The organism is Solibaculum intestinale (genome assembly GCF_040096205.1).
Lineage (GTDB): Bacteria > Bacillota > Clostridia > Oscillospirales > Acutalibacteraceae > Solibaculum_A > Solibaculum_A intestinale.
Genome location: NZ_JBBMFD010000020.1, coordinates 32,227 through 47,329 on the forward strand (window position 1 = coordinate 32,227; position 15,103 = coordinate 47,329).

11 protein-coding genes are annotated in these 15,103 nt (G+C 55.9%); 8 read left to right on the plus strand and 3 right to left on the minus strand.

What is annotated here, in order from left to right:
• Positions 1-23 precede the first annotated feature (23 nt).
• Positions 24-2,996: a diguanylate cyclase domain-containing protein gene (locus WMO26_RS10580; protein WP_349220261.1), complete on the plus strand. Its 2,973-nt coding sequence runs from the start codon at positions 24-26 to the stop codon at positions 2,994-2,996.
• A gap of 246 nt (positions 2,997-3,242) precedes the next feature.
• Here the strand turns inward: WMO26_RS10580 and WMO26_RS10585 are convergent, their stop codons facing one another.
• Entirely contained in the window at positions 3,243-4,490 is a 1,248-nt protein-coding gene (locus tag WMO26_RS10585; RefSeq protein WP_349220282.1) for a glycosyltransferase family 2 protein, read from the minus strand.
• A gap of 347 nt (positions 4,491-4,837) precedes the next feature.
• On the opposite strand from WMO26_RS10585, the gene WMO26_RS10590 reads away from it, so the two are divergent.
• The 6 genes from WMO26_RS10590 (at position 4,838) to secF (ending at position 11,074) form a co-directional block, all read left to right on the plus strand.
• The gene (locus WMO26_RS10590; RefSeq protein WP_349220263.1) at positions 4,838-5,182 is read left to right on the plus strand and encodes a TIGR04076 family protein; all 345 of its coding nucleotides are present in this window, start codon (positions 4,838-4,840) and stop codon (positions 5,180-5,182) included.
• A gap of 31 nt (positions 5,183-5,213) precedes the next feature.
• Entirely contained in the window at positions 5,214-5,975 is a 762-nt protein-coding gene (gene larB / locus WMO26_RS10595; RefSeq protein ID WP_349220265.1) for a nickel pincer cofactor biosynthesis protein LarB, read from the plus strand.
• On the plus strand, positions 5,972-7,174 hold the full coding sequence (gene larC, locus WMO26_RS10600; RefSeq protein WP_349220266.1) for a nickel pincer cofactor biosynthesis protein LarC: 1,203 nt from the start codon (positions 5,972-5,974) through the stop codon (positions 7,172-7,174). Before larB ends, larC begins: the two co-directional genes overlap by 4 nt.
• Before the next feature lie 90 nt (positions 7,175-7,264).
• Complete coding sequence (locus WMO26_RS10605; protein ID WP_349220268.1) at positions 7,265-8,542, plus strand: aspartate aminotransferase type Ic; 1,278 nt, start codon at positions 7,265-7,267, stop codon at positions 8,540-8,542.
• Between the two features lie 172 nt (positions 8,543-8,714).
• Entirely contained in the window at positions 8,715-10,124 is a 1,410-nt protein-coding gene (locus WMO26_RS10610; protein ID WP_349220270.1) for a preprotein translocase subunit SecD, read from the plus strand.
• Positions 10,121-11,074, plus strand: a complete 954-nt coding sequence (gene secF / locus WMO26_RS10615; RefSeq protein ID WP_349220272.1) for a protein translocase subunit SecF — start codon at positions 10,121-10,123, stop codon at positions 11,072-11,074. Before WMO26_RS10610 ends, secF begins: the two co-directional genes overlap by 4 nt.
• Positions 11,075-11,513: 439 nt before the next feature.
• Here the strand turns inward: secF and WMO26_RS10620 are convergent, their stop codons facing one another.
• Together WMO26_RS10620 and WMO26_RS10625 are read right to left on the minus strand one after the other, a co-directional pair.
• A complete protein-coding gene (locus WMO26_RS10620) occupies positions 11,514-12,104 on the minus strand; it encodes a biotin transporter BioY (protein WP_349220274.1) in 591 nt (196 codons plus the stop codon).
• Between the two features lie 103 nt (positions 12,105-12,207).
• On the minus strand, positions 12,208-13,185 hold the full coding sequence (locus WMO26_RS10625) for a biotin--[acetyl-CoA-carboxylase] ligase (protein WP_349220276.1): 978 nt from the start codon (positions 13,183-13,185) through the stop codon (positions 12,208-12,210).
• A gap of 273 nt (positions 13,186-13,458) precedes the next feature.
• On the opposite strand from WMO26_RS10625, the gene rny reads away from it, so the two are divergent.
• Entirely contained in the window at positions 13,459-15,021 is a 1,563-nt protein-coding gene (gene rny, locus WMO26_RS10630) for a ribonuclease Y (protein ID WP_435431557.1), read from the plus strand.
• The last annotated feature ends 82 nt before the right edge of the window (positions 15,022-15,103 follow it).

Sequence of the window (15,103 nt, forward strand, 5' to 3'; positions counted from 1 at the left end):
TCCGGACCAATGGAGGGGATTGGGTGAAGATCAAGCGCGTCGTGCTGACCGCATTGCTGCTTTTTTCCGTTCTGCCCATGCTGGCGGTGGCCGGCATCTGCGTGGGGGGCTTTACGCACAATTCCATTTATATGGCCCAGGAGAACGTGCGCACGGCCGCCATGGTACAGGCAAAGCATCTGGAAAACTTTTTCGAACAGCGGGAAGTAAACCTGAAGGTGGCCGCCCGTCTTCCGTCTGTCCTGCAGTTTACGGTTGAGAGCAACCGGGCCGAGCCCCAGATGAGCGAAGAGGAGTATCGCGCCTATCAGCAGATGGTCAGCGAGGTTTTGCAGATCCGCCAAGAGGAGCAGGACTTCCTCATTCGCATGTCGCTTGTGAACCGGGACAATATCGTGATCGCGTCCTCCGATGCAGAGATGGTGGGAGAAAAAACTCTAATGCCTGTGGACTATGCTCAGCAGCTGCGCGCCAATCGCTATGTGGTATCCAGTGTGGAGAAATCCGACCGGTTTCTTTCGGGGCAGAAGCATTTCGTGGTGGCCTGCCCGGTCCTCAAGGACGGGGAATACCAGGGAACGATGATTTACGCCATGAACATGCATTATTTTGAGCGGCTTCTGGAAGACACCGGCTTTTTCGAAACGGGAACCTTCATCGTCCTGGACGGAAACGGAACCGTTGCCGCCACCAGCAGCCCTTATCTGGGAGACCGCATTGACCAAATCGGGCCGGCCAACACTTTGACGGAACAGATCGAGCAAATCAGGTCGCAGGATGGGGAGAGCGGCCTGTTTGACTATTCCATAGACAACGTCAATAAGATCGGCTGCTATTCGAAAATCGCCGACACCGGCTGGGTGGTCATCAGCGCGGTGGACTGGTCGGAGTTCATGGCGCCCATTCAGGACACCATCTTATTGATTCTAGGTCTGCTGGTGCTGGTGGTGTTTTTGGTGATCGTGCTGTTTTTGTATGCCTCCCGCGTCATCTCCAAGCCTATGAACCAGCTGATTACCTCTATCCGTCAGCTGCAGAAGGGGGACGCTTCCTATCGGGTGGAGTACGACCAAAAGAACGAGTTTGGAGAAATCGGTGCCGCTTTCAACGACTTAATGGACCAAGTGGCGAGGGATAACGAGGCCCTGCGTACCAGCGAGGAACGGTACCGGATCGTAAGCGAGCTGTCGGAAAACGTCATCTTCGAGTATAACATGCAGGACGACAGCGTATTTCATTCTCATAACTGGCTGGATAAGTTCGGTTATACACCCATTACCCACGATTTTATTCAGGAAGCCATCGACCGGAAAATCGTCCATCCGGACGATCAGGAAACCTTCCAAACGCTCTTTACCGAGTTGAAAAACGGCCGAAAGAGCGGCGGGGTGGACCTTCGTATTCGGATACAAGACGGCAGCTACATTTGGTGCTCGGTGCAGGCGACCACCATTTTCTCCGATGACGGCAAGCCTCTCAAGGTGGTCGGGAAACTGACCGACATCGACGAACGCAAGCGGGAAACCGAAACGCTCCTTTCCCGTGCCCAGAGGGACACCCTCACAGGCCTTTATAACAAAGGGACGGCCGAACGTCTCATTTCCAGCTGTCTTGCCGCCAGTCAGCCCGGGGATATGCACGCTCTCTTCGCCATCGACGTGGATAACTTCAAGGCTGTCAACGACAACCTCGGCCACCTTTTCGGAGATGCGGTGCTCAGCGAGATTTCCTCGAAGATTACCGGCCAATTCCGTTCTTCCGACATTGTCGGCCGCATCGGCGGGGATGAATTTGTGGTCTTTTTGAAGAACCTGCGCTCTCTGGACCTGGTGTATGAAAAGGCCGAGGCGATGATCGACGTGTTCCGCCACTCCTTCACCGGGCAGAATATGGATTATAAGATATCCGGCAGCATCGGCATCGCCCTGTATCCCCGGGATGGAAAGACGTATCCCACGCTTTTCAAGAACGCGGACAACGCCCTGTACTGCGCGAAAAACCAGGGCAAGGACGGGTTTCGGATATATGACGATTCCATTGAAGAAGCTCACTATGCGTTGGAGCTGGAGCAGGAGGAAAAAAGAGACGAAGCGAAACCCTTCCGCGACCATGTGTCGGAATACATCTTCCAGATTCTCTATGAGGCTAAGGATGTGCGCAGCGCAGTGCGCCTGATTCTCGACATCGTCGGGCGGTACTATAACGTCAGCCGGGCTTATGTGTTCGAAAACTCGGAGGACGACCTTTATTGCAACAATACCTTTGAATGGTGCAACGAGGGGATCGAGCCCCAGGCACACCGGCTTCAAAAGGTGCCGTACCGCTTTATCGGAGACTATGAGTCCAACTTCAACGAGGATGGTATCTTCTATTGCGCAGACATCAGCACGCTGCCCGAAAATCTTTACGGCATTCTCGCGCCTCAGGGCATTCATTCCATGCTCCAGTGCGCCATTCTCAACGACGGGAAGTTCAAAGGCTATGTGGGCTTTGACGAATGCAGGGATTACCGGCTCTGGACTAAGGAGGAAATCGGGACCTTGACCTTCATCTCCAAAATCCTGAGCACCTTCCTTTTGAAGATGCGGGCCCAGGACCGGCTGGAGAAATCCTACCAGATCACCAAAACCGTTCTGGATACCCAGGATATGTGGACCTATGTCATCCGCAAGAATACTTATGAGCTTTTGTTTATCAACAAGAAGACCAAGGAGCTGGCGCCGGACGCCCAGGTGGGGGACCGGTGCTATCACGCTTTCTGGGGCGGGAGGGAAAGCCCTTGCGAGGTTTGCCCCATGAAGGGGATCGACCGGGATCACGACCGGTGTACCATGGAGATTTACAATACTACCTTCCATGTATGGACCAGCGCCACCGCCGCGAAGATGAACTGGACCGACGACAGCGAGGTTTATCTGCTGTGCTGCACCGACATCACCCGGTATAAGCGTCGGGAAAACCTGCAGGACCCTCACGACGGGGAAGAAAAGGCATAAGTTGAGGACGTTTTAAAGCGAGGCGCCTTAGCGGCCTGTACGGGTTTATGCGAAAAAGCAGTTCTCCTTGGCAGCGTTGCCTTGGCGGGACCTGTTGCTTCTGTGCGAAAGAAAGCCGTGTGCATGATTTGCACACGGCTTTCTTTCCGTTTTTATGGAAGCGCTGGCATGCTTTATGTCCTTCACAGGTGGATTTGACAGCCTGCTTGTGGGCAAGCGTGCCCGGCATCGGGATCTGTCTGGAGGTTACAGCTCCTGCTTTATCTGCTCGATGGTCATGGCCTTGGTGTGCTTGATGGGCTTCCAGACCGACTTGCGGTAGAACAAACCCACGAAGTTGATGATGGCCCAGGACACCACGAAAATCGGATACATCAAAAGCCCTTTCCACATGGGCTGTACCTTCTTTTTCTCCAACAGCAGCACCAGGATTCCCTGGCCTACCATCACCAGGTACCCGCCCGCCAGAGACAGCAGCGCAATGGGCAGGGTGGTAGGTAATGAGGCGGGGTTTGCGATCATCAGGCCCAGCTGCAGCAGGGCGGAAAACACCATGAAGCTGACGCTTGGGATGCACAAAGAGAACATGAACACATCCAAAGCCACTAAACTATGTTTTTGGAAGGCGGCCTTGAGCAGATCCCCTGCGCAGTAGATGACGCTTTGGATATTGCCCACCGCCCAGCGGTACCGCTGGCGGATGGACAGAGCGAAGGAGGTGGGCTGCTCGTCGTAAAAAATGGCCTCGGTGTCCAGGACGATCTTGTACCCGTCCGCTACCCGGCGGAAGGAGAACTCCACGTCCTCGCACATGGACCGGGTGTTCCACCCGCCCAGCTTTTTCATGACCTCCCAGCGGAACATAAAACCCGTGCCGGTGCACATGGCGGTCAGGCCAATGTTGTTGCGTGCCACATAATAAAATCGCATCAGGGTGTACCAGTACAGCGAGTACCCGCCGGAAACCCAGTTGTCCGCCGGGTTTTTCATGTCCCGGTAGCCCTGGGCGATCTGTGTGCCCGCGCACAGCTGCCGATTCATTGCCGCCAGATACCCCTTGTCCACAATGTTGTCCGCGTCGAACATGCAGATGGCGTCGTAGGTATCGGGACATTCTTTGAGCAGCCGGTCGTAGAGCCAGTGGAGTGCAAAGCCCTTGCCCACCTTTTGGTCGTTGAACCGTTCGTAAACGATGCAGCCCTTGTCCCGGGACACTTTGGCGGTTTGGTCGGTGCAGTTGTCCGCAAGCACGATGATGTCAAAGCAATCTCTGGGATAGTCCTGAGCGAGCAGGCTGTCGATGAGGTACTCGATGACTCCTTCCTCATTACGCGCGCAGATGACGATGCCGAACTTGTGCTGCCGTGTGACCTGTGCCCGGCATTTCCTGGCCGGCTTCAGGCCGAAGGCCGCAATCGCGATCTGGTAGACCATGAACAGGGTGGCGATCACCCCGAAGGCAATGTTGACGCCGTTTAGAATGGAAAACAACATGTCGTTCAACGTTAGAACCCTCACTTATTCAAAATGTCGCAAAAAACAAAGAAGCATATACTGAAGAGACGCGGCCTTTCCCCAAAGCCCTGCAAAAGCCGACATCATTCGTCCATTTTCTTTTCTGAGGCCATACATCGGTTCCTAATCATACCATAGGAATCGAAAAAGGACAAGAAAAAACCCGGATGGAATTCTATGAAAAATTGGTGTTTTCCCCTCCCGGCATATGGCCTGCCCATTTTCGGAAAGGAGGACGAGGGGAAGAAACACGGTTTGACAGGGCTGCGGGTACGTATTAAACTGGAAATAACCATCCGTATCCCAATACATAGGAGAGATACCTGATGAAAAAAGTCAAAATCACGGTGCTGAAAACGACTCTGGATAAAGAACTGGCGAAGGAATACGGCGCACAAGGCCTGACGGCATGTCCTATGATGAGGGAAGGGCAGGTGTTCTACGCCGATTACGCGAAGCCGGAGGGCTTTTGCGACGAGGCGTGGAAGGCGGTTTACCAGTATGCATTCGCCCTGTCCCACGGGGCGGGGGAGGGCCTTTTTTACTACGGCGACTGGATTCGTAAGCCGGGAGTCGCTATCTGCAGCTGCAACGACGGATTGCGTCCGGTCATCTTTAAGCTGGAAGCCACCCAAGAAGAATCGACCGTCGACTATACGCCGGTACGCTGAGCGGCCCGGGAACGGAAAGGAAGTCAGACCTATGGATGTTAAGGCATTGCTCGAGGCGGTCCGGGATGGAAACATGGGCATAGAAGAAGCCCAGGAGCGCCTCAAGGAGCTCCCTTTCGAAGATATAGGCTTTGCCCGGCTCGACCATCACCGGCAGCTGCGCAAGGGATTTGCCGAGGTGGTGTTCGGCCCGGGAAAAACCTGTGAACAGCTTTCTGCGATTTTCGCCCGTTTGGCGAAGAAAAGCCGGGCGGTGCTGGCCACCCGCTGCACAAAGGAGCAGTACGAGGCGGTGCAGAAAAAAACGCCGGGCGCCCGCTACCATGAGGATGCCCGGGCAATCACCCTGTTAAACGAGCCCGTAGCTCCCATAGGGCTTGTGGCGGTGTGCACCGGCGGCACGGCGGACATCCCGGTGGCCGAGGAGGCCGCCCTGACAGCCGAGCTTTTCGGAGCAAGGGTGGAGCGGTATTACGACGTGGGCATTGCCGGGCTTCACCGGCTGTTGACCGTGCTGCCCGAAGTGCGGCGGGCCAACGCCGTGGTGGCGGTAGCCGGGATGGAAGGGGCCCTGCCCAGCGTGCTGGCGGGGCTTTTGGAGGCGCCGGTGATCGCCGTGCCCACCAGCGTGGGCTACGGGGCGGGGCTTCACGGAATCGCCCCCCTACTGACCATGCTCAACTCCTGCGCCGAGGGCGTGGGGGTAGTGAATATCGACAACGGCTTCGGCGGAGGATACCTGGCCGCTCAAATCAACCGCCTGGCTGGACGAAAACCGGAGGAACGCCTATGAGAACCTTGTATCTGGAATGCTATTCGGGCATCAGCGGAGACATGACGGTGGCCGCTCTTTTGGACGCGGGGGCCGATCGGGAGAAGCTGCTGGCCGCCTTAAAGAGCCTGCCCTTGGACGGCTACCGGGTGGAGATCACCCGCACCTTCAAAAACGGCGTGGCCGCGCAGGATTTTCATGTGATCCTGGAGGACGCCCATTCCCACCATGTCCATCGGGGCCTCAAAGAAATTTTCCCGATCATCGACGGCTCGAAAATGGATCCGTCCGCAAAGCTCCTTGCTAAGGAAATGTTTCAAAGGCTTGCCCAGGCGGAAGGAACGGTTCACGGGAAGGCGCCCGAAGAGGTGCATTTTCACGAGGTGGGCGCGGTGGACTCCATTGTGGACCTGTGCGCCGCCGCCGTCTGCTTTGTTGACTTAAAGGTGGAACGGGTCTGCTGCTCGCCCTTGTACGAGGGAAGAGGGACGGTTGAGTGTCAGCACGGGTGCATTCCAGTGCCCGCCCCCGCCGTCTGCGAGCTGGCAAAGCAGCATAGGATCCCGTTGCATATCACCGAAACCCAGGGGGAGATGGTCACCCCCACCGGCGCCGCCATTGCAGCGACGCTGGCCGACACCTTCGACGCCCCGTCTCTTGCGAACATCAAAGCCGTCGGCGTGGGCGCCGGGAAGAAGGATTTTCCCCAGGCGAACATTCTGCGCGCCTACCTGCTCGAAGAGCCGGACAAGGAAGCGGCCGACTGGGTCTGGTGCCTGGAGACCTGCATCGACGACATGAGCGGGGAAGCCCTGGGCTTTGCCATGGAGCGGCTGTTTGCAGAAGGGGCCGTTGACGTATGGTTTACGCCGATCCAGATGAAGAAAAACCGCCCCGGCGTGCAGCTGACAGTTCTCTGTAAGGACCCGTCGGTGGAAGCGATGACCCGCCTCCTCTTCCGGGAAACCTCCGCCATCGGCCTGCGCAAAAGGCGGTGCGGGCGTGCGGTGATGGCCCGGACGAGAAAGACCGTGGAAACCCCGTACGGCCCGGTTTCTATGAAGGAATGCACCTACGGGGACATAAGAAAGGCCAGCGTAGAGTATGAGGACGCCAGGCAGGCGAGTCTGTCCGCCGGGGTGCCGCTGCGCGACGTTTGTGCCGCCGCAGAAACCGCATATGAAAATATGCAGGAAAGTAAAAAAGAACTTGCAAAATAGCGTTGATTCGTTTACAATGAAAACCGCTGTATCCGCAGAAAATGAGCGGATTCGACTACCAATGAACCAAACTTGTGGAGGGAAACCGTTATGATGGCATTGAGCCAGATGAGCCGTGAACAGCTCGAACAGGAAAAAGCGCAGCTAGAGAAGCGTTACCACGCGTTTCAAAGCAGGGGACTAAAGCTGGATATGTCCCGCGGCAAGCCCGGAAACGACCAGCTCGACCTTTCCAACGGTATGCTTGAGGTGCTGACCGCCGACGACTACAAGGCGGAAAACGGGCTGGACTGCCGCAACTACGGCAACAGCGACGGCCTGCCCGAGATGCGCAAAATTTTTGCCGACCTTCTGGAGATTGACCCGGACGAGGTGATCGTAGGTGGTAACTCCAGCCTGACCATGATGTTCGACAACATCGCTTCCAACATGACCCACGGCGTGCGCGACGGCAAGCCCTGGGGAAGACAGGGGGAAGTGAAGTTTTTGTGCCCGGTGCCTGGTTATGACCGGCATTTTGCAATCTGCGAGTATTTCCACATCAAAATGATCAACGTTCCCCTGCATTCCGACGGCCCGGATATGGATATGGTGGAGCGCTTGGTTTCCTCTGATCCGCTCATCAAGGGAATCTGGTGCGTGCCCAAGTACTCCAATCCCGACGGCGTGGTTTATTCCGACGAGACGGTACGCCGCTTCGCGCATCTGAAGCCCGCGGCGGACGATTTCCGCATTTACTGGGACAATGCCTATATGATCCATCATCTGGGCGAAGAGCCGGCCAAAATCCTCAACCTCCTTACCGAATGTGAGAAAGCCGGCAATCCCAATATGCCCCTGATTTTCACCTCATTCTCCAAGGTCAGCTTCTCCGGCGCGGCGGTGGCCGCCATGGCCGCCTCCAAGTCGAACATCGACTACATCAAAAAGCGTCTGACCGTGCAGGCCATCGGCCCGGATAAGCTCAATCAGCTGCGCCACGTCCGCTTTTTCAAGGACGCCAATGGCGTGCGCGCCCACATGAAAAAGCATGCGGCCATCCTGCGCCCGAAGTTTGCAGCCGTCCTGGATAAGCTGGATGAGGAGCTGACTCCCTATTCCGTCGCCACCTGGGAAAAGCCCACCGGCGGCTATTTCGTCAGCGTAAACGTAGCTGAGGGCACCGCCAAGCGGGTGGTGCAGCTGTGTAAGGAAGCTGGCGTGGTCCTCACCGGCGCCGGCGCCACCTACCCCTACGGCAAAGACCCCCTGGACCGCAACATCCGCCTGGCCCCCACCTATCCGCCTCTTGAAGAGGTAAAAGAGGCCATCGAGCTCTTCTGTATCTGCACAAAGCTGGCAGCGGTGGAAAAAATGCTCGAATCTTAAGCGTCGGCGGGATTTTGTCACTTTTTCACGAAAATAGGCGGATTTTATCTCATTGACTTTTGAGATTGTCCAGAATATAATAGTCCTATTGGTGTTTTCCTGCAGAAAAAGCGCATATTTTTGCGCTTTTTTCCGTGTGGAAAACCAGAAGTTGATCAATGGAGGACTTACAATGAAGCGAATCGGAAAGCCAGTGTTTTTCATTGTGGCTCTGTTGATTGTCGCGCTCACCGTCACATCGTTTACAGGCATTAAGGTTGGCAGCGGCAGTTCGCAGACCACAATCATCAAAGGCGCCGGGGACATTCGATGGGGTATCGATATCCGGGGCGGCGTCGACGTGACCTTCCGTCCCCCGGAGGGGTACGACGCCACCGACGCGGAAATCGACTCCGCCAAATCCATCATTGAGACCCGTTTGGTGTACCAGAACATCACCGACTATGAGGTATATCCCGACTATAACAACGACCGCATCATCGTCCGGTACCCCTGGAAGGCCGGGGAAGAGGACTTTGACGCCAGCGCCGCCATTCAGGAGCTGGGCGAAACCGCCCTGCTGACCTTCCGGGAAGGCGATTCGGTGGACGACGAAGGAAAACCCACGGGGGACACCCTCAACAATATCATCTTAGAGGGTAAGGACGTGGTCAACGCCACGGCGAATTACGGCCCGATTGACAGCACAGGTGTCAATCAGCACTATGTTTCCCTGGAATTCAGCGAAGAGGGCACTAAGGCCTTTGCAACCGCCACCGGGAAACTGGCTTCTTCCAAAGGCTCCATCTCCATCTGGATGGACGATGTGTTGATTTCCGCTCCCACGGTGCAAAGCGCCATTACCGACGGCAAATGCATCATCTCTGGTAATTTTGATGCCGCCAGTGCCGCCGAGCTTGCCAACCGCATCAAGGCCGGTTCCCTTCCCTTCAAGCTGGAGGCGGAATCCTACGGCTCCATCAACCCTATCATGGGTGAAAAGGCGAGAGACGTGATGGTCTTGGCCGGCTTGATTGCCTTGATCCTCATCAGCATCTTCATGATCCTTTACTACCGTCTGCCCGGCGTGGTGGCCTCTATTGCGCTGGTGGGTCAGGTGGCCGGTATGGTGGCCTGCGTCACCGGATATTTCGGGGCCTTCGGCAGCTTTACGCTGACCTTGCCCGGTATCGCCGGTATCATCTTGTCCATCGGTATGGGCGTGGACGCCAACGTCATTACCTCTGAGCGCATCCGTGAAGAGCTGCGCGCCGGAAAGACCATTGACGGGTCCATCGACGCGGGCAACAAAAACAGCTTCTCGGCTATCTTCGACAGCAACATCACCTGTATCTTTGTTGCGGTCATCCTCATGGGCGTGTTCGGCCCGCCGGAGAGCCTGTTTGCGAAGATTCTTTCGCCGGTTCTCTTTATGTTTGGCCCGGCTGCGACCGGTGCGGTGTATTCCTTCGGTTACACCTTGCTGACCGGTATTATCTTCAACTTTGTAATGGGTGTTACTGCTTCCCGTCTCATGCTCAAATCCCTCTCGAGATTCAAGGGACTGCGCAAGCCCTGGCTGTTCGGAGGTGAAAAAGCATGAAACTGAAAAGACAATTCGATTTTATTAAAAACCGCAAGTACATCTTCGCGGTTTCCATCGGCCTGCTGCTCATCGGCCTGATTTTCAACTTCATTTTCGGCACCAGCCTGGACATCCAGTTCAAGGGCGGCACCATGGTCAGCTATACCTATCACGGCTCCATCAACGTCAACGAAGCCGACAGCGTCATCCAGGAAGCCATCGGCATGCCGGTCAACGTGCAGGCGTCGGAGGATCGGATGACCGAATCTCAGAAGCTGGTGGTCAACCTTTCCAACGACACCGAGCTCACCACCGAGCAGATGGATGCCATGAACGCGGCGCTTGCCGAAAAGTTTGCGGACACCGGCATTGAATTTTTGCAGGCGAACTCCGTCAACCCCACCATGGGCCAGGAGTTCTTCCAGAAGAGCATGGTCGCCGTTGGCCTGGCGGCGCTTTTGATGATTCTTTACATCGGCATCCGCTTTCGCAAGATCGGCGGTCTGTCCGCCGGTATCTTTGCGGTGCTGGCCCTGCTGCATGACATCGCTCTGGTTTACTTTACCTTCATTGTGCTGCAGATTCCGCTCAACGACAGCTTCATTGCCGCCGTTCTCACCATTCTCGGTTACTCCATCAACGGTACCATCGTGGTCTACGACCGTGTCCGTGAAAACCGCCGTCTGATGGGCCCGAAGGCAGGTATCGCCGAGGTGGTCAATGTAAGCATCAACCAGTCCCTTTCCCGTACCATCAACACCACCATCAGTACGGTCATCGCGGTGGGTACGGTTAGTGTCTTTGCAGTCATCTATAACATTTCCTCCATCCTTTCCTTCTCCATTCCGATGCTTGTGGGCATCATTGCCGGCTGCTATTCTTCTACCTGTGTTACCGGCCCGCTGTGGGTCATGTGGAAGCAGTTCAGAGAGAAGAAGCTGCGCGGTGGGGAAGCCGAGGCAAAATAACCGTTTGTCAAAAGGCCCGGCGGGTATCATACACACCGGGCCTTTTTCTCTGTTGTTTTGACAAGAATCCGTCGCTTTCGACGGCGAAAGCGGCAGCGATGCGTCCGGGAAAACATTGGCGTATCACGGAAAGCGGTTCCTTGAGGCTGTCTGGCGGGTCTACGGCTACTTCGGCCGGCATTCTTTACGCAAAAGGCTACCCTTATACCCTTTTGGGATCCATTGCAGAATGTGCGTCCGCTGTCCCATTCCGTCTGATTTCTGCAAACGCGCGGTTCTTGCCGGTATTCTAGTTAAAAAGATTTCCATCGAGAGCACCGGGCATCCCCATGCGGTGTTTTTGTGGAAAGAATCCCACTAAAAAGCCGTCGGATGAAATTTTTCATCCGACGGCTTTTTAGATTCTAGAAGGTTTCATTCCAGCCCCTTCACCGCGTGCTTATAAATACTTTTGCACCGCTTTGCGGATACGGGGCGCTACTCCCGCCAGCAGCAAGCACCAGAGAAAGTCAGTAAGCAGGAACGGAAGGACAAAGACGCTCAGCGCATACCCCAACTGCGCGTTTTGCCCGAAGTAGACGTTCTGCAGCAGCAGATAATAGGAAACCCCGAACAGATACACCACCGCCAGGCAGCCGATGGCAGTAAAAAGCATGGCCGGAAAGGTGATTTTACCCTTTCGCTTCATCAGCCAGTCGCAAACCAGGCCCGCCAGCAAGGCCGACAGAGCAAAGCCGATCAGATAGCCGAAGGTGGGCTGCAATACGTACCCAATTCCGCCGCCCCCCGTGAAGAGAGGAAGACCCAAAAGCCCCAGCACTAGGTAGATGCATTGGGCCGCAAATCCCCGTTTTGCACCCAGCAGCACTCCGCCGATGGTGCAAAAGAAAAACTGCGCTGTAAAAGGAACCAGCGGCCCGGGGATTTTCACATAGGCGCCTACCGTGCTCAGCGCTACGAACAAGCCGATGAGCGCGATGCTTAAGGGAGAGACCCTCCATTTTACGGAAGAAACCGTCTTTTCCTGCATGCGTTATTTCTCCTTTGAGGCAGGGAACCCCTGCTAGATTCTGCAAAGGAGTATAACATAAAAAAATTAAATTGTAAACATTTAATTTAAATATGGTTTACAATTAGCAATAGCCCAGCATTCCCCGCACCGATACTTCCCCTGAGTTCACCGCCCGGATTCCCTGCCCGGTCTGTACCAGCAGCGCGCCGGTTTCGCTGATTCCGATTGCCGTCCCGGCGAATTCCTCGTTGCCCATGACCACTTTTACCAGGCTGCCGATGGTGGCGCAGCGCTCGGCGTAGCGCTTACGGAAGGCCGCATTTGCTCCCTGCCGGAGAAAGGTCTCGTATTCCTTCTCCAGCCGCAGAAGGATGCGGGCAGCCAGCTCTTTGCGGGAAACGGGCTTGCCCGTCGCAAGGAGGAGAGAGGTCGCCTTGTCCTTTAGTTCCTCTGGAAAGGCGGGGTTGTTGACATTGACGCCGATGCCCACCACCAGCGCGCAGATCCGGTCCTCCTCCGCCGCCATTTCGGTCAGGATGCCCACCAGCTTTTTTCCGTCCAGAACAATGTCATTGGGCCACTTGATTTGCACGGGTAGCCCGGTCACCTCCCGAATGGCGTCGCAGACTGCAAGCCCAGTGAGAAGGGTGATCTGCGCAATGTCGGCAGGCGCCAGCTTCGGGCGCAGCAGCACCGACATCCATACGCCTTCGCCTCTGGGGGCGCTCCAAGCTCGTCCCAGCCGGCCCCGGCCTCCCGTCTGCTCCTCCGCGAAAAACACGCTGCCGTGAGGCGCGCCCCGGTCGGCCTCCTCCCGGGCCCGGCGGTTGGTGGAGTCGGTCACCTCATAGGAAAAGACCGTGCGCCCCAGACACGCGGTTGTGAGCAGGGGAGAGAGCTCCCCCTCGGTAAGCAGATCCGGGGAAGAGACCAGCCGATAGCCCTTATTGGTCACCGATTGAATCCCATAGCCCTCTTCCCTGAGCTTTTTTACCGCCTTCCACACGGCCGCCCTGGATACCCCCAACTGTTCGCTGATGCGCTCGCCGGAGAGAAACCCGTCGGCGTTTTGCAGCAGCGTGAGGATTCTTTCTTTCATCCGCATCCGCCTTCTTTACCCGCCGGAAGCTCCGGCTCATTTGTTTTCTCTATTATACCAGCGGTTTCCTCAAAACAAAAGGGTTTGGGGAACCCTGGGGATTTTTGTGGACATTCCTGCAAAAAAGTGGGATTTCAACGCAGCTTTTCGAGCAAAAAGAATAAACACCTTGACAGGTGGACCCGCAAAGGATAAAATATCTACATAATGCAATTTTTATGCATTTCAATTAATGGTACAAGAAAAAACTAGAAACAGGAGGTGCAGAAATTAGTGGAACCATGGTTGATCGTTGTTCTGATCGTAGTCGCGTTAGCTTTGGTAATTGTTTGTTCTATAATCGCCTTTAATCTTGGCGTTTCACATAGAAAACGTACGGCGGAATCGCTGTTCGGTTCGGCGGAAGAAGAAGCCAAGAAGATTGTAAGCGACGCTATTAAGAGTGCAGAAGCAAAGAAAAAAGAGACCCTGTTGGAAGCCAAGGATGAAATTCACCGTCTGCGCAGCGAGGCAGACAAGGACATGCGGGAACGCCGCTCGGAGGTGCAGCGCCAGGAGCGCCGTATCCTGCAGAAGGAAGAGTCGCTGGACCACAAGCTGGAAAACCTGGAAAAGAAGGACGAGGTCCTCAATTCCAAGGTGCGCGAGGTGGAGGTTCGGCTCACCGAGGCGGACGAAATCAAAAAGCGCCAGTTTGAAATGCTCGAACGCATTTCTTCCTTCACCATCGAACAGGCGAAGGAATACTTACTCAAAAACCTCGAGGACGAACTGGTTCACGAGAAAGCCCTGAAGATCATGGAAATCGAGCAGCAGACCAGGGAGGAGTCGGAGAAAAAGGCCAGAGAGCTGATTTCCCAAGCCATCCAACGTTGTGCTGCGGACCATGTGGCGGAAGCTACGGTGTCGGTGGTCGCCCTGCCCAACGAGGAAATGAAGGGGCGCATCATCGGCCGGGAGGGGCGCAACATCCGCACCCTGGAAACCCTCACCGGCGTGGACATCATCATTGACGATACGCCGGAGGCCATTACCCTGTCCTGCTTTGACCCGGTGCGCAGGGAAATCGCCCGCATCGCGCTTGAGCGCCTGATTTCGGACGGACGGATTCACCCGGCGCGCATTGAGGAAATGGTGGAGAAGGCCCGCCGCGAGGTGGACGCTACCATCAAGGCCGAAGGCGAGCGTGCAGTGTTGGAAACCGGCGTGCACGGTATGCATCCGGAGCTTGTCAAGCTTTTGGGCCGCCTGCGTTATCGTACCAGCTACGGCCAGAACGTGCTCAAGCATTCGCTGGAGGTGGCCTATCTCTCCGGCATCATGGCCGCCGAGCTGGGGCTCGACCCGGCTTTGGCCAAGCGCGCGGGCCTGCTGCATGACATCGGCAAGGCTCTCGACCATGAGATGGAAGGCTCTCACATCGAAATCGGTGTGGAGGTCGCCAAGCGGTATAAGGAATGCGAAGCGGTGGTGCATGCCATTCACGCTCATCACGGAGACGTGGAAGCGAAGACGGTCATCGCCTGCCTGGTTCAGGCGGCCGACGCCATTTCCGCCGCCCGTCCGGGCGCCCGGCGCGAGAACTTGGAGAACTACATTAAGCGTCTTGAAAAGCTTGAGGAAATCGCCAGCTCTTTTGACGGGGTGGAACGTTCCTACGCCATCCAGGCGGGACGGGAAATCCGCGTCATCATCAAGCCCGAAGCCGTGGGAGACGACAAGATGGTGCTGGTGGCCCGCGAGATTGTCAAGCGCATTGAGAACGACCTGGATTATCCCGGTCAGATCAAGGTGCATTTGATCCGCGAAAGCCGCGCGATCGAATACGCGAAATAAATCGAACGTGCAGACGATGCAGCGCCCTATGCGTGCTGCATCGTTTTCGGTTTCATGGAAAATCGAAGCGGGGGGGGGGGGG

Coding starts and splice junctions, on each gene's coding strand:
- secF (WP_349220272.1), top strand. CDS start 10,121: ATGAAACTGAAAAGACAATTCGATTTTATTAAAAACCGCAAGTACATC.
- WMO26_RS10610 (WP_349220270.1), top strand. CDS start 8,715: ATGAAGCGAATCGGAAAGCCAGTGTTTTTCATTGTGGCTCTGTTGATT.
- WMO26_RS10590 (WP_349220263.1), top strand. CDS start 4,838: ATGAAAAAAGTCAAAATCACGGTGCTGAAAACGACTCTGGATAAAGAA.
- WMO26_RS10625 (WP_349220276.1), bottom strand. CDS start 13,185: ATGAAAGAAAGAATCCTCACGCTGCTGCAAAACGCCGACGGGTTTCTC.
- larB (WP_349220265.1), top strand. CDS start 5,214: ATGGATGTTAAGGCATTGCTCGAGGCGGTCCGGGATGGAAACATGGGC.
- WMO26_RS10605 (WP_349220268.1), top strand. CDS start 7,265: ATGATGGCATTGAGCCAGATGAGCCGTGAACAGCTCGAACAGGAAAAA.
- WMO26_RS10620 (WP_349220274.1), bottom strand. CDS start 12,104: ATGCAGGAAAAGACGGTTTCTTCCGTAAAATGGAGGGTCTCTCCCTTA.
- WMO26_RS10585 (WP_349220282.1), bottom strand. CDS start 4,490: ATGTTGTTTTCCATTCTAAACGGCGTCAACATTGCCTTCGGGGTGATC.
- larC (WP_349220266.1), top strand. CDS start 5,972: ATGAGAACCTTGTATCTGGAATGCTATTCGGGCATCAGCGGAGACATG.